Raw genomic sequence first — 20968 nt, forward strand, 5'->3', positions numbered from 1 at the left:
AACGTTGCAAGGCTTTAGTGATGCAACGGGCAATGCTGGTGAGGCATTCACTTCTAGCAAAGAGCTAGTGATGACCCCAACCTTAACCGTTGAAAATATCGGTGATGTTAACGAAACGGGTGCTGCAAGCGTTGCCATCAGTGGGGATAGTACTCGTTTTGAGAGCACGGATAGCTTGACTATCAAGGCTACGGACAGCGAAGGGACCGAGGCGAGCGCAAACGTAAACCCAAATGCTGGCGGTGCTTGGAGTTCAACACTCGATGTCTCGGGTCTTAAAGACGGTACCATTACAGTAACCGTAAATGGTACTAACGACTTGGGTGCACCAGCAAAAGAAGTGGGTACGATATTTACGTTGACGCAAACCAAGCCAACGGTGGACGACGGTCAAACGTCGATTAACCCAACGTACGCAGCGGCGGGTGAGATCGTGACCGTTACCGCCACGTTCGACAAAGGCGTCACCACACCGACGGGTTCAACTCTGGGTACAGCGGCGATCAACTGGACAGCACAAGCAGGTACTCAAACCCAATGGGTGGGTACAGCAGAAGTCGCGTCGGTTGCGGATTCGGTGAAGAGTGTGGCGTTAACGTTACAAGGCTTTAGTGATGCAACGGGCAATGCCGGTGAGTCATTCACTTCTAGCAAAGTGTTAGCTATGACTCCTACTATCTCTTTTGAAACAGTAAACGATGTTACGGGTGCAACTACAGTAACTATCAATGGAACAAGTACTCGCTTTAAAGAGGGTGAAGTAATAGAAATCAGAGCTGTTGATGCTGATGATAAGCCAACTACTGGTAATGCATCTGTGCTCAGTGATGGAACATGGACCGTTGATCTTGATTTGTCTTCTTTGAAAGAGGGCACAATTACCGTCTATGCAAATGGCACCAATTCGCTATCTGCAAGTGCTACTGAGGTCAACACGACTTTTAATTATTCGAGCACTATCGTTAAAGTGCGTTCCGTCTCTGATTATCTATATAGAGATAAGGAAGATATAGCCTTGAAAAAGGTTGCGTAATACAAAGCGAGCATTTAGCTCGCTTTCTTTTTACTTGGTGTTAAGTGATCTAAGTCAAATGATTAGCTTTTTCTAATAATTGCGACAGATGATTTGATGGTCTTTATACAAGGTCAAATATCTAGAATGACTATATCTATTTTGTTTTTAGATGGTATTGGTGTGATTGTGGTGGTTAATTCCAGAATGTGGTGGTGAATATGCCACGTTGAGAATATGTCGCAATATTATATAGTTACATCCATCGCTATACCCCAAGTATAGGGTTCTGCATAAGGTAGGGTACTACCTGACAGTTGTGTAATCGTAATGAAGTGACACCAGCCTAGCATCACTTCAAAGCGGTTACGCGTTTTTGTGGGTGTGACACGCACTCACCTTTTTTATTCATACTTCCTCAGTAGCAATTCTATTATTTATTGTTACTGAGGAAGGTCATTGCTTTAGAGCCTTTCTTCGCCCCCCTTATTGTCTGTATCGAAACTGTTAACTTCTGCCCAAAAATAAAAAAATTCCTTTTATTTTAATCCTTCTTTTTGATTTCAATGTCTAGTTGTTTTGTCTTTATCTGTAGTTAAAGTGACTTATTTGCTAGCTAATGTGTCTTTTGGTTGGCTTTCAGCTTATTTGTCGATTTTTCTATGTGATTGAATGTTATAAGTTAAATTAGTAGCATTAGCGCACCAAATCGTACTTGTAAGCCTTATCAGCTTAAATGTCACCGCAACCATATTTACGATGTTGGTTGTGGAGAATTCAAATGCATTTAGTTTGCAAATTTATACCTAGCTCGAAGCTATCCTCCAGCGAGCTATCTTATGTTCTTACACCAGACGAGTGTATAGGGCAGCTTTCGCGTTTGCGAAATTCAGATGACATCCTTAGAAACCTCCCTAAAGAGTTTGCGCAAAAGATTTCTCTTTCTTCTAAAAAAACGACCAGCGGATTGCTAGCAGCGATCAGAGCCGAACTTGGGAAAGGCAGTTGGGTCTCATTGTCTTCCTTTGCTCGTAGGTCGCCACTAACAGACTCTCAGTTGCAAAGTTTTCCTAGACTTAAAACACTCGTTGACTCTGTATCTGCTTCGAATGAAAGCAAAGTTTTTAAAGCGGGTTACAAGCAGGTTACTGACGATGTTGCTCTAGTTCGCAGTTACACGCATGTACCTTCTGAGCCAAGCCCAGATCAAAAAATTGTTGTCGAGTTTGCAGGACAGTGGTCTAGTAATGCGGCATGTTTGATGTTGGGTAAAACGGACGCTCAAAAAGAAAAAGTCACAATAGGAAAGGCTGATACAGAAAACAAACACCGCAGCCTCGCGACATTTAAAGATCTCGAAGCTGAGGGCAAAACGCTCTATATCAAAATCCCTTGTTCAGACCAGCCTCAGCCAATCTTGCTTAAACTCGCCGAAGACCTGCAACCCGTTGATAAAGAGACGCAGATGGATGAGTGGGATAACGTGTTGGTGCCGTTAGTTCCAGTTCATAAGAGTGATTCAGGGTATGTATCTATCGATCGCGGTTACATTTATGTCGTTTGGCAATCAGAAGTTTGGCGAGAAATCCAAGTTCAAAACGACGGACGCTTTTCTGATGTCGATCTATCACTCTACCAAAGCACGAAGTCCTCGCCTCAAAGATCGGTCGATATCAGCTTATATGATGAAGACTCCGAAGCATTTCTGTCAGGGGAAGCGTTTCAGCTGTACCAAGACGGTAAAAAAGTCTATGAGGGTGTGTTGGACGAATATGCTTGCGCCCGTGTTTTTGGTCTTACTGCAGAAGAAGTTGAGGTAGTGGTCGCTGGTTGGCCTAACGAAGGCGAAACATACACAGAATTACTTCAAACCGAATTGAGTCCATTTAAGGCTGGAAGTAAAACAAAGAGAGAGCCACTTGGTGTTCCTTTGCCTCATATTTGGCTTCCATACAAAATAAACGGTAGCGCACAAAGTGATGTTGCTCTCTATTATTCTCGGACTCAACTCAATACTCAGCAACTCAATGAATTAAAGAGCGGGAATAATGAAAAAGCGGTTGAAGTAGACCTCTGTGATTATTCTTCTGCTCACAACTTTGATGCGAGCTCCGAACCTGTGATTTCACTGCCGAATCTAGATACTCAAGTGCCAAGCAAATCAGATTACAATATTGTCAGTCAAAAAGAGCAGGGTGTTACTGCCGTTGTTGTTAACTCCCCAAGTGAAGGCATTGTAATCACGTATAAAAGTAACCCTCAGTGCGATCAACCGGATGATTATTTCCAACTGACGTGTGTTGATGAAACATGGAACCAAAAGATTTTTTTGCGCGAGGCTGAGTTTGTGGATCAGTACTGTAAAGAAATTGTATTTAGTGGTTGGTTACCAGAAGTTAAAAGGGTCAATCTAACCCGTCATTGTCGGTCTCATAACTCAGATAAAACGGTCTTAATGTCAGTAATTTATCAAGACATTGAACTCACGGAACTATTATAAAATGAAACGAACAACGTTAAGTATCACGCTTCTTTCGACAGTTATGTTATTAACAGGCTGTGGTGAAGAAAGTAATCAAACTTCGAATACTGCAACAACACAATCCGTAGAAAAAGAACCCGCTCAAAAGGCTTGTTACAATGTTGGTGAAACAACGTCATTCGAACGCAAAGATGTGACAGGACCACGCTGCCAATGGCAAAGTGAGCATAACTTTATTGTTTACTCTGAAGATCTGTCTAAGCCTGAATACCCAGGTACGCTTCCTGTCAAACCAGGTTATGCCGTACGCCGAGCAAAAGAGTGGCCTCGTGAAGACTTATCTGATGCAAGCTCCTATGACAAACCTCGAATTCAGTTTTGGTGGAATAATGTTAAGTTTAACGACCCACTCGTAAATGATTACGAAAACGGCTACAAAATTTGGAGCGTGAAAATTGATGGGACAGATTTACGCTTAGTCACAGATGATATACCAAGTACAGCTTCACCACAGAACTATGTGACGAGTCGTTCACCCAATAATCGTTATGTGGCTTATGCCTATAGCTTTGGTGGGCCTTTGATAAAGGCAATCTTTGACTTAGAAACGCAACAGACCATTCAGCTGGGTAGCGCGAGTACTAAGCCATATTTGGTCTGGGCGGACGATTCTAGCTACATCTATTTCTCAGACGGTTTTAAGCGCTTTAAATACACACTCGCGACGGGAACCAAAGAAGAGGTAGATGTACCGTTGTCTGAAGATACGGTCATTGTAGATGGCAAGTTAATCAATGCTGCGGGCTTGGGGGTTGGGGTTTATGACGCCAAGACACTCAAACGCTTATACACGATTTTACCTGAAAAAGAGTTTGAAGACTCCATCGATATTGAGAAGCGCATCTACCGCCAAATTGCTATCAGCCCCAATGGTAAATATGTATGGGGCATAAACTCGTATCGTAAGGTGCTGATCAATGTTGAGGATCAAACTTGGCTTGCGTTTTCTAAGGAAGGCGATGAAAAGAACGTTTATGCGAAAGTTGTAAATATCAGTAACAACGGTAATGAAACACAGAGAGGAGCAGCAAAAATAACTATAAGACGTTATGGGGCAGATCACCGTTATGAAATGAATGGAAATGGCGCTCAGTCATGGAAGGTGATTCATTCTGGCAGAGTTGCTAAAACCCCAGTGCTTTATAATGCCGATGCTGACGGCGGGCGTTTTCTGGAGGTAGAAAACGATGAGTAATGACCTTAAGTATTTACCAACAGATGTCTATTTGTTTGGTGTCGATTTTCCTAATGTTGGGGATGCACAGAACCCTCGATATAAAGCACTCAACATCGAAAACGACCTGACTTCATTGGAAGAGTTGAAAAATATCCGCCCTATGTCACGGCTTCCTATTGCCATAAATTTAGGAGAGGAAAGCGCAGCCCTTTGGGCGACAGACGATTTAGGCCGTTTACATGTACTGGGTGATTCTACTCAGAAAAATCAAAAAACCAATATCAATCAGGTTTTGGTACTACGCTCGCCAGTACATGAGTTAGCACAGAAGACGTACAAGCTGTCCTTTCCTGAGTGGTCAATGCTTACAGAGTTAGCGATTGGTGCACAGAGTAAGGCTCGGCCAATCAAAAAGGCGTGTGCAGACCTTGTCTCTATCTTAGAAAAGCTAAAGGGGTATGACGGTGAGCAAACGCTGAACTCGCTAGAAAAAAAAGTGGAATATGCTGTCGCAGAAGTAAAACGCTCACAACTCGCGCCTAAATATGAAGCGGGCACTCAAGCACTAACGGATGAGCAAGTTACGTATAACAAATGGTATGACTCTGTTCCCGAGGATGAGTTCATTCGTGGCTTTATTGTACCCACGTTCTCATTTCTCGCAGTAGTATTTTCAACACAAGAGTATGCTGATGCAATTGTTAAAGTTACTCGTTTTGATGAGGAGAGCGGACAGCACCTCAACCTGCAAGACGAAGAAATCATAACGCAAGCACAACTTGACCGAAACAGTGATTCGCATCGTCCAATAGCTTTGTTTCCGTTGGCGTCGGAGGTTTTTACTGATGGCATGTACACCATTGAAGTGGTTTTTGATGTTGACCTCATCGATGAGATACCTGAGTTTGCACAGAATGCCACTAATGTAACCAAAGAGTATGATGAATTTGGTGATGCTACTAGAGTCAGATACGAGCTACGAGAATACATCACGCTTAGCCAAACGACACCGTTTGGTAAGATCGCGGTTGTTGCGGGCGACATGATCTCACTTGAAGAGTCTTTGATATACCAATTTCCTACGCAGTTTAAAGCTCTACAAGCCTTCCGAATGGGGGAGCTTGAAAACCTAGAGAATAGCGGAACGACTGCCAGTATGAGTGCTGCACTGTGGGAGATTGGCACAAAAGTTACACCAAGTTTGGTTAATGCTGGCATTAATATTCATCAAAACCCATCAAGTAAACATGATGTGATTGGGAGTTTAGCAAACACGTTTTGGGGGCAAGTAGACAAGGGCGCATTACCTCCAGCCATGATTTCGGCATTGGAGTTTTCATTTGGGGTATCGGCTACCGCAGCAGCTTACCAAACTCTTCAAGATTTACGCCAAGCGGCATCGGAATCCGAGCGTGCAGCACAAGTGGGCTTAAAAGCGCTTCTCAAAGAGAAAGGGTTTGATAAAAGTAAGTTCTTTATCAAGGTTATTGAACCTGCGAGAAATGGTAATGCCCACGTTGTGGCGGGGAGTGCTGCTAGAACGTGGTTGACAGGTAACGGCAGTGTCAAAAGCTTTTTGTCGCCCTTTGCTGGTGCCGGGCTCAATGCAATTAACACCTTCTATGAGATAAAAGAGATCACTGACAAAAGCGAGCAATTACGCTTAGCAGAAGAGAAAGCTAAACTCAGGAAAAGTTATTTTGAGCAGGTATCACGCGATTATCTGAACTGGGTACCAGTCTGGAAAGAAAGTCTGAAGAGCGGGGAATTACTACTTAAGCAAATCATAGATAAGTTAGGCGACAATGTAACGTTTACTGACAGCATTCCGAATGACGTTGCTGAAGACAGTGCAATGTTTGTTAAAGACCATAAAGGTGCCGGTTTACGCTTGGTTTTTCCTTTTGATAACAATCAGGTTCAAGCCCCTCACTTGTCATATTTGGCTGCTGTCGATAAAGAATTATCTAAGATTCCAAATGCCGTTGTTGAAATCGAAGGGCATGCCTGTCAAAACGGTGATTCAGAATATAACCAAAACCTTTCGCAACAGCGAGCGCAGCATGTTGCTGAGTTCTTTTCTTCAGTCAGTGACATTCGATTTTTTGGCGAACGTCGACCGATAGTCGAGGTACCAAACAACGAAATCAAACGCGAAAACGCTCAACTTAATATTAACCGACGTGTTGAGGTTCGAATCTACCTACAAGAGTTTGCGGCGAGAATTCCACCGAGTCGACTCGGCTTTAAGGCTATGGAGCAAGCGCGTTTAGCTCAGTTAAATGCGAACTTGGGAGAAGAAGCAATTGCAAAAGAGCTCAAGCTAGCTATCTTCGAGATGATCGTTGGTATGGCTTGCTATGTTCCGATAATAGGACAGGCAGCAAGAGGCTTTTTCGTTGTCAAAGAAGGCGGGAAAATGCTGATGAGTGGCGCCCAGTTGCTAGACTCTGCGCTCTTCGATTATTACTTGTCTTCCTACAACGAAGTTAGAAAAAGCATATCTGCGATTGAACAACTTAGCCATGAAACCACAGAGATTATTGATTCATTGGCTGAAATTAATATTCAATTGACCGAGATGTATTTTACGTCTTCAGATGCGTTAGTTGAGCACCTAGGAAAAGCAACGGGTGCAAAGGAGTTGATTAAGCGCTATCAACGCCGTGCACTTGCTATTAATGGTTTGGTGCTTTTGATTCAAAGAGCTTGTGCTGAGGGCGAACAAGAGTTCACAAAGCAGTGGCAAGTTTTAGCCATCGATGAATACATTCAGCGATACATCGAAACCGACAGCTGGATATTAAACACAGAGTTAAAAGAAAACTTGTGTAACTTGTGGCTCCAAGAACTCATGCGTCGTGAGGGACACAAGCAATTAGTTGAAAGTTACGGTGAAGAAATAGCTGAACAAATCATTACTCGTAACAAAGCCAACTATATTGTTCCAAAAAGAAAAGACGTTTCTGGGGCGTTTAATGTCGCGTTTCCAGTGCAAGACAAGCTCTATAATCGTGATCAACAACGAGGCTTAGTGGAGTTTGCGACACAGTTTAATGTTGAGTCTAAAAAATTATCAGAAGAGGACCTAGGGTTCGTTAGGTTATTAGTCTCTGAGCCTCATGACAAGTCTAAATGGGTCACCTTTGATGAGTGGGAGAAGGCACGATTAAAAGCAAATAAAAAGGTGCGATTATCGCCTTTCCACCGTTTGAAGTGGCAAATGGTGTTAGGCAAACAAAGTCTAAAACAGATGACGTCAAATGTGTTTCAGTGTGAGATGTCTTATCAGCGCACAGACGGTTTACTTAATACCAGTGGGCCTAAGTTTAATTTGATGTTCAAACCGATGAAACACGAGGAATTTAGTGTAGACCCCAAAGGTGAGTTGGCCGAATTTTTTGAGGCGGAAAAAGCAGATAGCAAAGTCCTTATTGGTTGTGAGTTTGAGCCGTATTTTTACTTTGGTGATGATGTCTTCGCTGGAGTGAAGCCTTTGATCGCCAAGCATGATTTAGTCGATTATAGCGGCTACTTATCTAAAGTTGCTCTCGGTCCGATTTTTGGGCAGGTGATAAAAATTGACTCCCAACAAGATGTACTCAAAGAATATGTAAACAGCGGTGGCTTCAAAAATATGACCTATGAGTTCACTCTCTCTGGAAGCAACTATAAGCTACCAGTACGAGTGGACAAGACAGTCGGACGATTTATTACGTCACCTAGACAGATTCCTGTAGGGGTTGATACAAACCATAACTATACACTCTCTGCTAAATCGGGCTTTTTGGCGAACGGAAATAGTGTGTCAGAGAAAGATTTGTTAACGCTAGATTTTGTCTTACATAGTAAAGTTCATAAAGGCCCAACAAAGCCTGTTATCGATGACATTAAGCACAGTGCGATTGCGGTCAATTACGGGAATAAACGACAGTTTATGAACGAGGACAGTATGTTCACTACTGCAGATGAGCTAAAAGGCTTTGATTGGACTTCGAATAAGTCATTCGCTATGGAAGTTATGCTCATTGGTGGCAAGCACAGAAAAGAGTCGTATCAGGGCCAAAATCTTGAATGGCAGAGTGTTCCAGTTTCACTAAAGCTCTCAACCACTTTTGATAATGAAGCCGTATTTGGATCTGAAACTACCGCTGGTCCTGAGTATCTAAGTAACCTTACTTATATTGGGATACTTAAGAAGGACAGTTCTAAATGGACGCTAGATGACAGCGATGTGGTTAACAAAAATATAGACGCAGATTTTGTCTCTGAGGCTCTATCCAACATAGATATGGATGAAGATTTCGATGGTAAGGTGGTCTATGCGTCTCGTTTCGAGTTCGCATTTAAAGCGCTGAACGGGCAAGAAATCAAGGGGCTTCGACCATTTGGACCCGTTGTCTCGACATCTGGTCGATTCCAAGAAGCAGTTCTAAAGGTGTCCTCTCTAGTACAACGTAATACAGCGGAAAAAACGCCGTTTAAACTTGGAAGCTTTGAGATGTCGTTGGGCAGGCAGTACAAAAATGTAGATGAGTTATCTTATTTTTCTGATTGTGAAGACCCAAGCTATAAAGTTGATAAAGATATGTACGTCAACTGGGCAAAACTGAAACCAGAAGAGCGTACAGAACGTTTAGTAACTTGGATTAGAGACCCATACTTGGCAACCATCATTGAAGCGTCGATTCTCAATAAATAAAAAAACCGCCTTCGGGCGGTTTTTCTTTTCTTATCAATGGAAATTGAAGTAAGATTTTCTCGCTTCTCGCTTCTCGCTTCTCGCTTCTCGCTTCTCGCTTCTCGCTTCTCGCTTCTCGCTTCTCGCTTCTCGCTTAACCAGCTGCAGAAATATCGTATTTCTTCATCTTGTGGTTGAGCGTACTCATTGGCAGCGCCAATTGCTCGGCAGCTTTCTTGGTGTGCCAATTGCAGGCATTTAAGCAATCGATGATCACTGTGCGCTCGTATTGGCTGACAACGTCCTTAAGGCCCATTGAAGCGTCTTCCAAATCCGCTTGTGCTGGCTCGTAAGCAGGTTGTTCTGGGGTAGGTGATGCTGCTTTCAATTCGACACTTGGCGTATCTTCTGGGATTTGTTCACCAAACTCAATGTGAGTAATGGTTTCAAAATCGGACAGCAGGACTGAGCGTTCGATGATGTTTTTGAGCTCACGCACGTTACCTGGGTATGCGTACGCAAGAAGCTGTTTACGGACGTTGGCACTTAACCCTGGCGCTTGCGGTAAACCTAGCGTGTTGGTGGTGTGTTGCACGAAGTGCTCTGCGAGAGGGAGGATGTCCGACTTGCGTGCTCTTAAAGGTGGCAATGTAATCGGGAAGACATTCAAACGATAGAACAAATCGGCACGGAATCCGCCATCTTTGATTTGCTGCATAAGATTACAGTGAGTAGCGGCGATAACGCGCACGTCCACTTCAATCTCTTTACTGGTGCCGATTGGGCGGACTTTACGCTCTTGTAGCACACGCAGCAATTTAGCCTGCAGTAGCATTGGCATATCACCAATCTCATCCAAGAAAAGTGTGCCGCCGTTAGCTGCTTCAAACAGGCCGACTTTGTCTTTGTCTGCGCCCGTAAATGAACCTTTCTTATGCCCAAAAAGCTCAGACTCCAATAACTGCTCTGGAATAGCCGCACAGTTTTGAACGATCAAAGGTTGTTCTGCTCGGTTAGAGTTTTCGTGAATATATTTCGCGATCACCTCTTTACCGGCACCAGTTTCACCACGCAACAGAACGTCGACAGGAAGAGATAACACCTTATCAAGACGATTCAAGACATTGAGCATTTCTTCGCTCTCTGCAATCGGGCCCTGATAGGTTTTTTGGGTACGCTTTTTCAGCTGAGTGTTCTCGCGCACTAGGGCTTGATTATCGGCACTGAGGCTTTTAATCACTTGCCCATATTGCTCCAACCAAACTGCTTGGCGAATATTACTTGCGGCCATGCGACAAAACTCAGTCAATGCAGCCTCATTGTCGATCACACTTAAGTCGAGCAAGACCAAGAGCCCAATGGTCTTACTTTCGCTATCAATCAAAGGCCAAGCCAGTAAGTTCTCGCTTTTTAGCCCTAGCGTCTGCTCAGTTTGATAGATGCTGTCACAGTCATAGCCGTTGTACTTATACAATTCGTTAATCAATACCACTTCACCATTGCGAATGGCAAAGTTAAATGGGTCGTTCTCACTAGCGGAATCAATCTGCAATGCCTCCCAAGGGTGGGAAACAATCGTTTTATCGTTATGGTGAGCGGTACTTGGAATCAACGCCTGACCAGTCTGATCCAAAACATAAATGATGCCGTGCTTTGCGAGGGTCATTTGTCTCGCAGCGGTCAACACAGCATCCAAAGTTTGAGTCAGCTGGCTGCGATCAGCCAAAGACTGACTGATCGCAAGTAGGGCGTTGCTAAGTTCGCTATGGTTAGCTGAACGCATAGGTTAGTGTTCCTTGCTCATCGACAGACACTTCGATTTGCGTATGTGAATCATCCTTGTCATGCACTAATAGCTGAGTCGAGAGCTGAGGCAGTAACTGACGGTTGATTACCGCGTCGATGTTACGCGCGCCCGTTTCAGCAAGGCGACAGTTACCTAGTACGAACTCAACCAAACTTTCTTCGTAGCTCAGAGACAGCTTGTGATGGCTCTGTAGACGCTGAGAAACTTTGTTCAACTTGTGGTGAATGATTTCTGTCATTGCTTCATCAGAAAGCGGAACAAATGGCAGTACCGACATACGTGCCAATAGCGCCGGTTTGAAGTGTTGGTTCAAAGTAGGGCGGATAGCTTCTGCGATGATATTTGCATCGATGTCTTTGGATTGATGAACTAAAGATTCGATCTCGTGCGTAGCAAGGTTACTGGTCATGATGATCAGCGTGTTCTTGAAATCGATGGTTCGGCCTTCGCCATCGTTCAGCGTACCTTTGTCGAACACTTGGTAGAACAGGTTCAACACTTCTGGGTCGGCTTTTTCTACTTCATCAAGAAGTACAACAGAGTATGGACGCTGACGTACCGCTTCTGTCAGCATGCCGCCTTCACCGTAACCTACGTAACCCGGAGGTGAACCAATTAGGCGAGATACCGTGTGCTTCTCTTGGAATTCAGACATGTTGATGGTCGTCATAAAGCGCTCACCACCAAACATTTGATCAGCGATCGCACGAGCCGTTTCGGTTTTACCCACACCACTTGGGCCAACCAGTAGGAATACGCCCGTCGGTGCGTCTGGGTTGCCTAGGCCTGCTTTTGCTGTTTGGATGCCTTCAGACAGTGCATCAATAGCGTATTCTTGGCCTTTGATGCTTTGTGTTAGGCTTTCTTTCAGTTTTAGTGTGGTTTCTGCTTCGTCTTGAAGCATCTTACCCATTGGAATACCAGTCCAGTCCGAGATCACGTGGCTGACTTCATCTGGACCCACTTCAAAGTGAACCAGTGGGTTGCCATTGCGGATTGCGTCTAACTGTTCTTGGCAGGCTGAAATTGCAATGCGAACGGTTTCTTCATCCATTTCTGCATATGGAGAAACGTCTTGCTCTTGTTCTGAATCTTCGTCTGCAACAAGCTCTTCTTCATTTGTTTCGCCAAAGACCAGCTCATGCAAGCGAGAGCGTAGAGCGATCATCTCTTGGATCTGCTCTTTTTCTTTGTGCCATTGCACTTCTTGTTCTACTAGCTCTTCTTTCGTTGTTTCCATTGCCAGTTTTAGGTCTGGAATATTAGCAAGGCTGTGCTTGTCGCCAGTTTGCTGCAGAGCATCACGCTCAAGTGCTTCTAGCTCGCGCTGTTGAGCTGCAAGTTCTTGCTGTAGAGTCTCAACAGAAGCAGGAATGGCATTAAGGCTGATGTTCACTCGTGCACACGCTGTATCTAGCACATCGATCGCTTTGTCAGGCAGTTGACGGCCAGAGATATAACGAGCAGAAAGTGCTGCAGCAGCAGTGATGGCGTCATCACGCACGTAAACATTGTGTGACTTCTCGTATGCAGGGCGAAGACCACGAATGATCAATGCTGCTTGTTCAGGAGACGGCTCGTCAAGTTTTACCAATTGGAAACGACGCGCAAGGGCAGGATCTTTCTCGAAGTACTTCTTGTATTCCGACCATGTTGTCGCAGCGATGGTTTTCACTTCGCCACGTGCTAGGGCAGGTTTTAACAAGTTTGCTGCGTCGCTGCCGCCTGCTTGGTTACCGCCACCAACAAGGGTGTGTGCTTCATCGATGAATAGGATGATTGGCGTTGGCGAGTTTTTCACTTCATCCAATACCGCGTTTAGGCGTTTTTCGAATTCACCTTTTACGCTTGCGCCTGCTTGCAGAAGACCCATGTCCAAGCCGTAAAGCTCAACACCTTTGAGGTTGTCTGGTACGTCACCTTGTACAATCTTAAGTGCCAAGCCTTCTACTACTGCGGTTTTACCAACGCCTGGTTCACCAACAGCAATAGGGTTGTTTTTACGGCGACGAGCAAGAATGTCTACGATTTGGCGGATTTCTTGGTCACGGCAGAAAACAGGATCGATTTCGCCTTTGCGTGCTTTACCAGTGAAGTCTGTCGTGAACTTGCTCAGTGCTGAACCATCTTCACGAGCTTGTGTTTTCTCAGAAGTCGCGACTTGCGCCTCAATAGAGTGGCTGGTTAGCTCTGCAAAGTTACGCTTAAGGCTGTCAGGGTTTACCGCTTCAAGGATAGAGGCGTAACCATGTTGGCCGTAACGTAGTGGGTTGCTTACAAGAGTAAGGAGTAGGGCGCCAGAGCGGATTTGTGTTTCGGATAGATCTAAAGAAGAAACCAGCCAGCTTTCTTGTAACCATTCGATTAATAAAGCAGAAAAAACAGGTTTGCTGCCATTTCCTTTGGCGTTGGTGTCGAGTGTGGATCGAACCGATTGTCTTAATAAGTTCTCAGAACAATCAAAATGACTTAATAAGACGTCAAAATCACTATTTGGCCTTTCTAATAGACTCAGTAAATAATGCTCAATTTGAACTTCGTTTGCTTTTTCAGAGACTGCAAGTGCAGCGGCGTCTTCTAATGCCACTTTTGCAATCGGGTGTAGACGCTGAATTAATGAAGAAAGGTTTATATTTATCATAGCCATTTTATTCTTTAGAGGAAAAGAGGTAGCGGATATTATACTAAAAGTGACTGTGCGGTTTTTTTATCAAGATATTTTGACTATCGTTTGTTGGTGATTTTAATGATGATATTAGTGTGAATATTTACCACTGATAAATATTCATTGTTATTCTGAATTAATTATTGGTTAATATGCCTAAATTGCCAGTGTTATTAACTTTATTCTGCCTTAAATATATGGTTATTTTCACTTTTTATAATCGAAACAATTTATTATTATTTGAATCCAACTTTTTGGTTTTTCATCCAATAAATTGTACTTAATAAATTGATAAATAAAGCTGATTTTTCTCTAAGTTGTTGTATTTAAAGGTTTATAAAAGTTGGCACGGAGTTTGATTATACCAAGTAGTCGCGGTGATAAGCGATTTGGTGATTTAAACAAAACAGATTTTAGAAAAGGAAATAACGATGCCAACTCCAGCATATATGTCTATCCAAGGTGAAACTCAAGGTCACATCACTAAAGATACTTACTCTGCAGATTCTGTAGGTAACACTTGGCAAGAAGCTCACGTCGATGAGTTCCTAGTACAAGAGCTAGACCACGTACTAACAGTGCCACGTGACCCACAAAGCGGTCAGCCAACAGGTCAACGTGTACACCGCCCACTTGTTGTAACTAAAGTTCAAGACCGTTCTTCTCCACTACTATTCAACGCACTAGTATCTGGTGAAAAACTTCCTGAGTGTGTGATTCGTTTCTACCGTACTTCAGTTCAAGGTAAGCAAGAGCACTACTACTCAATCAAACTGATTGATGCGCTACTTGTAGATATCCAAACTCGCATGAACCACTGTCAAGATGCTGCAACTGCAGACCGCGTGACAGAAGAAGTTCTTAAGCTGACTTACCGTGCAATCGAAGTAACTCACGAAAACTGTGGTACAGCTGGTAACGACGACTGGCGTGCTCCACGCGAAGCATAATTGCTTTTTGCGTAAAGATTCAGGGCCAACAATTGTTGGCCCTAATTCGATTATTTGTATCAGGTAAAAGATATGGTGAATGACGTAGAATTTAAATTTGAAGTGCCAGGGTGTGGGCACGAGTTTCGAGTAGAAAGCTTTCAAGTGAATGAAGAGCTTTCGAAGCCTTTTCACATCAGTCTCTCATTACTTTCACTTGATCCAGATATCTCTTTTGATGCTCTCATTCGTAAAGCGGGCACGCTGACTCTTTATGGGCAGGGTGTAGGTGCTGCGCGCGTATTCAACGGCGTAGTAAACGAAGTTCGTTACCTAGGTACGGGGCGTCGTTTTTCTCGCTATCAATTAGTTTTGGTTCCTCAAGCTTGGTTTTTATCTCAGCGCCAAGATTGTCGCATTTTCCAACAAAAGTCAGCGCAAGACATCATCACTGAAGTGTTAGATGATGGAGCGGTCACTGATTACCGATTTGAAGTCTCTGGTACTTACCCTCCAAAAGAGTACGTTCTGCAATATCGCGAATCTGACTTGCACTTCGTTCAACGAATGATGGCAGAGCACGGTATGTGGTATTACTTTGACCATACCGATTCAAACCACACCATGGTGATTGTTGATAGTAACGATGCCATCGCGCCTTTGGTGAGCTCGCCAATCAATGCATCATACATCGGACCGATTGTGTTTCACGCTGATGGCGGCGGTGTTGCTGATCGCGAGCACATCTCTGATCTAGAGCTTGTTAACCGCGTTCGAACTGGTCAGGTTACGTACACAGATTACAACTACGAGCAACCAAAGATCCCGCAAGAGATGACGCACGCGGGTGACCTTGACCAAGATTTGAAGCAGTTCGATTACCCAGGTCGTTATGTTGATCCTGCAATGGGGCAGGTAAGAGCGACGGAATGGATGTCTGAGCACATTGTGGACAACCAACAAGTGGAAGCAAGCAGTGACGTAATGCGTTTGGCGTCTGGTTACAGCTTCAATATCGGCGAGCATCCTCGTTCAGAAATTAACCGTGATTACATCATGCTTTCCGTCATGCACACTGGGCAAGATCCACAAGTGCATGAAGACGAAACGAGTGGGATGCCGACTACCTACTACAACCAGTTTTCTTGTATTCCACGCGATGTAGTATTCAAAGCACCAAAAATGGCAGCGCCACTAGTTGATGGCCCGCAAACCGCTGTTGTGGTTGGCCCTGCAGGCGAAGAGATCTACACCGATAAGCTTGGACGAATCAAAGTTCAGTTCCATTGGGATCGCTATGGCGATAATGATGAACATGCCAGTTGTTGGATTCGCGTTAGCCAATCTATGGCGGCTCCAACTTGGGGTGCGGTTTATTTGCCACGTATTGGCCATGAAGTTGTAGTGACCTTCCTTGAAGGGGACCCAGACCGTCCGCTAGTGACTGGCGCGGTTTATAACGGCCTGCATTTCCCTCCTTACTCGTTGCCAGAAAACAAAACGCGTACCACGTTCCGTACTCAGACGCACAAAGGCACTGGTTATAACGAGCTGAGCTTTGAGGACGAAGCGAACCAAGAAGAAGTCTACATTCATGCTCAAAAAGACATGTCGACGAAAGTACTCAACAACCGTTACCGAGATATCGGTCAGGATGAGTTCTTAAAGGTAGCGCGTCATCAAACTAACGAAGTACACGGTGATCACAAAGAAACCATTGATGGTCACAAGACAACACAAGTAAACAGCACCTTTACGGAAACCGTAGAGCAAGACGTCACTGTCACTTACAACGCTAACGAAACTCAGTATGTGAAAAACAATTCTGATTTAGAGATTGGTGATAACCGCACGACCAAGATTGGCAAGAATGATGATCTGGATGTGGGTGAAAACAGCAACTTAACCGTTGGTGCATCGAAGAGCTCAGACATTGGCGCGGACGATAACCAAACCGTTGGCGGCAACTTAACAGTATCGGTGAAAGGGAATACGTCATACAAAGCCGATGGCGCAACGCAAATCATCAGTGGTGACAAGATTGTCCTGAAAACCGGTGGTTCTTCGTTAGTGATGAATAGCGACGGTTCAATCAAACTCTCTGGTTCTTCAATCACCATTGAAGGTAGCGATAAAGTCGTCGTGAAAGGTGGTAACGTAGCGATTAACTAATGATGGAAAAACAACCTCTTATTACAGAAACCATCACGAAGCAGCAAGCCGATACACCGGCTTGCTTTTCGCGTTTTGGAACCATAGTCGCCATAAACGAATCAACGGGCAGTGTCCGCGTTGATTTTGATGGCAACCCATTTAACCAACCACTTACCGCAAGGTTAGGGCGTGGTTTTCGCCGCTCTGAACTGCAAATGGCTATCGATAATCGATTAAGTTGTCGAATTGAATTTTTGAACGACGACTTAAGCTTGCCTCTTGTGACGGACATTTTCTTCTCCATTCTGGATGACTCTGAGGAGTTTGTACTGCGAGCGAAGAAGATGGTCATCGAGACAGAGCAAGAACTGATCGTCAGAAGTGGTGATACAGAAACTCGCTACAGCGGGCGTGATGGCCGAATTACCACTAAAGCGAAATACGTCACTTCTCAAGCAGAGAAAGCACAAAAAATTCAAGGCGGAACGATCGCAATTAACTAGTTAGCTCGTTTTAACTAACTGATATTGCGTTATCGTACGCTAACAATGGATAAGTAGATGCGACAAAGAATCGGTGTCGAGCACCTAAAGACACCCATAACTAATCAAGAAGTCGAAGGCGCGTTAGCAAAAGCTGAGCGTGCTGTGAACGATCTTTCCCAATTGCCTTCAACATGGCTGAGCTTCTGCAATGAAAAGCTGTCTATTGCTTCTGAGAGTACCGGCTTTTTAATCAAGCAGCGTGTACAACTTCATAAACGAGGCTATCCGAGTCGTGATCTGGATTACCTCAAACTGATTGAGCACCAAATAGAAGAGCTCAAACAAGTGTATCTGTCGTTTTATCGATTAGCTCCGGGGTTAATTCATCAGCTAAGAAGCCAAGAGCCAGAAATCTACGCTTGGCTGATGCTACAGAAAGAGCTTGGCTCTGAACTCGATAATCTCTTATGTGGTTTGAGCTTACTCGAAGAATTAGACGCACACACCGCCAAGGTCATTGTTACGCAATCTCCAGTTGAACACATGGATAGCGTGATGTCGGAGCTCATTGAGGGCAAAGCGAAATCCAGTCCGTTTTACTTTGAATGCTTACGTCTCCGCCAAGCTTTGAGTGTTGCGCTGATTAAACGTTGGCACAAAGCCGAAATCATACGTCCTAATATCGCGCTACCTCTACTGGCATTGCAAGATGTGGAAGAGGGGATTGAATGGATTAATGACAATGCGAACTCTGAACAATATCTGTTTGAACGTTTGATCACTAAGCGCGACAGAGGCACCTGGTTCCGTCAGTGTTTTGGTATTGAGCCGAGTGGTTTGCCTTCCGCCCAAGTCTTGACCTTCGCGAAGCTATTAGAACTCAAAGAGTTTGAAGCGTTTGATATCTCTTCTTCATTAGCCCCCGTTGATTTTGCCCTGAGTGGTGATTGGAAGTTAGTCCCAAAAATCATCGAACACTTGGAAACTCTGGAAGAAGATGACGGTGAAACTTGGATTCAAGCTTTGTATGTGGTTTACGGAAAGCTTCTTCCCCTGACTCCGCAAGACGTTGGTGTCGAATATGAGTGGGAAGAGATCGTCGACCTACTCAATGAATGGGTGGAAGATGAAAAACACGTCCAAAACCTACCAAGCCGCTTAGGTTATGCATTGAGCTTCGAATCTACTTTAGCTGCGATGCAAGATGCCAACGTTGATGTGCTGTTCCGCGATTGGTTATGGCGCCAAATCTGCATTCAATCCAGAGCTTACGTACTTTGGGATATGGCGATGCCGATTCATCAGCAAGACTGGAACTTCAACAATTTAAAGGCCGCACCTTCTGCGAGCGAACGATTCAACTTAAGGAATAGCAATGCAGTTATGGGATATTGAAGCGCACCCTGAGCTATCACTTAAAGGTCGTTTTCAACGTGACGAAAACGGCGATGAAGTGTGGGTTGTTGTCGCTAAACGCACTTGGCAATTCGATGGTGTGGTTTGGCATGAATTAGGTGAAAGCGAAATCTTCGATGATCCCCAATATTTGGGCGAAGAAGGTTTCTCTGCGATGAAAGTTGACCACGAGTTTGCGTATACAAAAGACAACACAGATGTGCTTGTTTACGGCAAAGCGCGCAGTTACGCGAAAAAGCCAGTGACATACCAAGAGTGTCGCGTGTTGATTGATGGCCACATTGATAAAACCCTCGCGATTCATGGTGAACGTGTTTGGGTTGAACATGGTGGCAGTATCACGCTCAGTAAGCCTATTCCTTTTATCGAAAAAGACATAGATTACACCTGTGCAATTGGTGGGGATCTACGTAACCGAGTTGGTGGTGGGGTTGCCAATTCCAACAAAGAACTGCTCGAACAGAAAGTGCCTTCGGTTTTCTACCCGAGAGAAGAGTGGAGTTCTACGTCGAAAAATCTTCGCGTAGCGGGCTTTGGTCCTGTTCCTCCTTTCTTTGAATCGCGCCAAAAACTGGCGGGGACATTTGATGAAGATTGGATTGAAAATCGCAAGCCAATGTTACCGCTCGACTTTGATAAGCGTTTCTTCCAAAGCGCGCCTGTTGACCAACAATGCAAAGGCTTTCTTCATGGTGGTGAGCGCTTGATGATGAGTGGTTTCTGCCATGATGACACGCTTTCATTCCGGATTCCTAAAGAGAAATATCGCGCAATTGCGACGTTCAAAGACAACAGCTACCAAGCCGATATGGCTATGTACACCTTGTTCGTGGATGCTGAAAAGAAAACTATATCAATCAGTTACACCGCGGCTTTTCCTTGTCAGGGTATAGAGCATTTGTTGGTGTCGACATCGATCACTAAGTTGGAAGAGGTAAGTGAGCATGCATAATTCAACAGGCCGTTACGTGCTGGGGATGGAAGTGATGACACCTACTGGCATGAATCTGGATATCGCAACCAGTGTCGCAAACGCTGATTTAGCCAGATTTGATCAAGTGGTTGGTAAAGACGGCATTGAGCGTTTCACGTTTGCCAAAATCGAGTACACAAAAGAGAGCGCGTTATTTGAAAAAACGTGCGAATTAACTGCAAATTTACTGGATTCTTTGCTTGTGCAGTTACCTCGTTCTTTGAAGCCGATTCCATTACTTATTGCTGTGCCAACGACAATTTCATTAGTGAAGATGCAAGAATGGCTTGGTGAAAGTGACTATTCTGACTTTCTTTCTGTGGTCGAAGCAGTGCATGCCAGTGGGCCTAGCTTCGTGCTACAGGCTATGAAGTCTTTGGATAAATACGATGCGATGATGTGTATTAGCGTCGATTCTATGGTGGATACGATGCAAGCGCTCATCGATGATGCCATGGTTATGAGTACCAATAATCCGTGGGGCATTATTCCGAGTGAGGGAGGGGCTGGTTTAATTCTCTGCCGAAGAAATACGGTAGAAACATTGAAACTTAAGCCTCAAGCGCAGCTTGGTTATATTGACACGGAATTAAATACGTCAGACCGAAGAGGCATGTTTCGCCTTGTTCAGCGTGCGAGTAAAAAGCTCGATTCATTTGGTGAAGTGTATTCCGATATGACGAATCTCCGTATGCACACTGAAGATTACGGCTTCGCATTGGGGGCCAAAGCGGAACGTTTCACGAATCCAGAACAGCCACAGCTTATCAATGAGTTATGGGGCACGATGGGCAGTAGTTCTTCACTCGCTTTGATTGGATTTACGGTTAAAAATCATCATTTTAACCAACCTGCATCGCTATTAATGTTTGATTTTAATGGTGACAAAGGGTTACTTCAATTACTGGCGTGCTAGTACCAAACAACACGCAAAACCTTATTAAAATGCTCTCATAATCTCGGCAAGGTATTTAATCGATGAAAACAACATAACTTATGTAGTGAAAGCGTAAGTCAAAGAGTCTAATAACTTAGTAATTATAACTAAAGTAATAGCGTTACTGTTCGTTTTAAATACCAGCCTTGAAACAAGGATGTTTCAGCAAATATTATTTCGGCCTAATAAT

11 protein-coding genes and 1 pseudogene are annotated in these 20968 nt (G+C 44.2%); 10 read left to right on the top strand and 2 right to left on the bottom strand.

Annotated features, from left to right (window positions below):
• From VCHENC03_RS27750 to VCHENC03_RS18320, 4 genes and pseudogenes are all read left to right on the top strand, one after another.
• A pseudogene (locus VCHENC03_RS27750) lies at positions 1-1033 on the top strand (tandem large repeat); the annotation flags it as partial.
• Between the two features lie 760 nt (positions 1034-1793).
• A complete protein-coding gene (locus tag VCHENC03_RS18330) occupies positions 1794-3512 on the top strand; it encodes a hypothetical protein (protein ID WP_009705229.1) in 1719 nt (572 codons plus the stop codon).
• Position 3513: 1 nt separating this feature from the next.
• Positions 3514-4749, top strand: coding sequence for a TolB family protein (locus VCHENC03_RS18325; RefSeq protein ID WP_009705230.1), 1236 nt, complete (start codon positions 3514-3516; stop codon positions 4747-4749).
• Positions 4742-9433, top strand: coding sequence for an OmpA family protein (locus VCHENC03_RS18320; RefSeq protein WP_009705231.1), 4692 nt, complete (start codon positions 4742-4744; stop codon positions 9431-9433). Before VCHENC03_RS18325 ends, VCHENC03_RS18320 begins: the two co-directional genes overlap by 8 nt.
• A gap of 133 nt (positions 9434-9566) precedes the next feature.
• On the opposite strand, the gene VCHENC03_RS18315 is transcribed toward VCHENC03_RS18320, so the two are convergent.
• Positions 9567-11195 (bottom strand): sigma-54-dependent Fis family transcriptional regulator, encoded by a 1629-nt coding sequence (locus VCHENC03_RS18315; protein WP_009705232.1) that lies wholly within the window; start codon positions 11193-11195, stop codon positions 9567-9569.
• Positions 11182-13860: a type VI secretion system ATPase TssH gene (gene tssH / locus VCHENC03_RS18310; RefSeq protein ID WP_009705233.1), complete on the bottom strand. Its 2679-nt coding sequence runs from the start codon at positions 13858-13860 to the stop codon at positions 11182-11184. The genes VCHENC03_RS18315 and tssH overlap by 14 nt, the downstream gene beginning before the upstream one ends.
• Positions 13861-14315: 455 nt before the next feature.
• On the opposite strand from tssH, the gene VCHENC03_RS18305 reads away from it, so the two are divergent.
• From VCHENC03_RS18305 to VCHENC03_RS18280, 6 genes are all read left to right on the top strand, one after another.
• Positions 14316-14834: an Hcp family type VI secretion system effector gene (locus tag VCHENC03_RS18305; protein WP_009705234.1), complete on the top strand. Its 519-nt coding sequence runs from the start codon at positions 14316-14318 to the stop codon at positions 14832-14834.
• Positions 14835-14906: 72 nt separating this feature from the next.
• On the top strand, positions 14907-16985 hold the full coding sequence (gene tssI / locus VCHENC03_RS18300; RefSeq protein ID WP_009705235.1) for a type VI secretion system Vgr family protein: 2079 nt from the start codon (positions 14907-14909) through the stop codon (positions 16983-16985).
• Complete coding sequence (locus tag VCHENC03_RS18295) at positions 16985-17470, top strand: hypothetical protein (RefSeq protein WP_009705236.1); 486 nt, start codon at positions 16985-16987, stop codon at positions 17468-17470. Before tssI ends, VCHENC03_RS18295 begins: the two co-directional genes overlap by 1 nt.
• Positions 17471-17527: 57 nt before the next feature.
• Positions 17528-18847 (top strand): hypothetical protein, encoded by a 1320-nt coding sequence (locus tag VCHENC03_RS18290; protein WP_009705237.1) that lies wholly within the window; start codon positions 17528-17530, stop codon positions 18845-18847.
• Positions 18828-19820 (top strand): DUF2169 family type VI secretion system accessory protein, encoded by a 993-nt coding sequence (locus VCHENC03_RS18285; protein ID WP_009705238.1) that lies wholly within the window; start codon positions 18828-18830, stop codon positions 19818-19820. Before VCHENC03_RS18290 ends, VCHENC03_RS18285 begins: the two co-directional genes overlap by 20 nt.
• A complete protein-coding gene (locus VCHENC03_RS18280; RefSeq protein WP_009705239.1) occupies positions 19813-20757 on the top strand; it encodes a hypothetical protein in 945 nt (314 codons plus the stop codon). Before VCHENC03_RS18285 ends, VCHENC03_RS18280 begins: the two co-directional genes overlap by 8 nt.
• The last annotated feature ends 211 nt before the right edge of the window (positions 20758-20968 follow it).

The sequence above is a fragment of the Vibrio sp. HENC-03 genome, assembly GCF_000305755.2.
Lineage (GTDB): Bacteria > Pseudomonadota > Gammaproteobacteria > Enterobacterales > Vibrionaceae > Vibrio > Vibrio owensii.

Excerpts from the sequence above, each read along its gene's own strand:
- VCHENC03_RS18295 (WP_009705236.1), top strand. The coding sequence starts at position 16,985 with ATGATGGAAAAACAACCTCTTATTACAGAAACCATCACGAAGCAGCAA.
- VCHENC03_RS18325 (WP_009705230.1), top strand. The coding sequence starts at position 3,514 with ATGAAACGAACAACGTTAAGTATCACGCTTCTTTCGACAGTTATGTTA.
- VCHENC03_RS18320 (WP_009705231.1), top strand. The coding sequence starts at position 4,742 with ATGAGTAATGACCTTAAGTATTTACCAACAGATGTCTATTTGTTTGGT.
- VCHENC03_RS18290 (WP_009705237.1), top strand. The coding sequence starts at position 17,528 with ATGCGACAAAGAATCGGTGTCGAGCACCTAAAGACACCCATAACTAAT.
- VCHENC03_RS18330 (WP_009705229.1), top strand. The coding sequence starts at position 1,794 with ATGCATTTAGTTTGCAAATTTATACCTAGCTCGAAGCTATCCTCCAGC.
- VCHENC03_RS18305 (WP_009705234.1), top strand. The coding sequence starts at position 14,316 with ATGCCAACTCCAGCATATATGTCTATCCAAGGTGAAACTCAAGGTCAC.
- VCHENC03_RS18285 (WP_009705238.1), top strand. The coding sequence starts at position 18,828 with ATGCAGTTATGGGATATTGAAGCGCACCCTGAGCTATCACTTAAAGGT.
- VCHENC03_RS18280 (WP_009705239.1), top strand. The coding sequence starts at position 19,813 with ATGCATAATTCAACAGGCCGTTACGTGCTGGGGATGGAAGTGATGACA.
- tssI (WP_009705235.1), top strand. The coding sequence starts at position 14,907 with ATGGTGAATGACGTAGAATTTAAATTTGAAGTGCCAGGGTGTGGGCAC.
- tssH (WP_009705233.1), bottom strand. The coding sequence starts at position 13,860 with ATGATAAATATAAACCTTTCTTCATTAATTCAGCGTCTACACCCGATT.
- VCHENC03_RS18315 (WP_009705232.1), bottom strand. The coding sequence starts at position 11,195 with ATGCGTTCAGCTAACCATAGCGAACTTAGCAACGCCCTACTTGCGATC.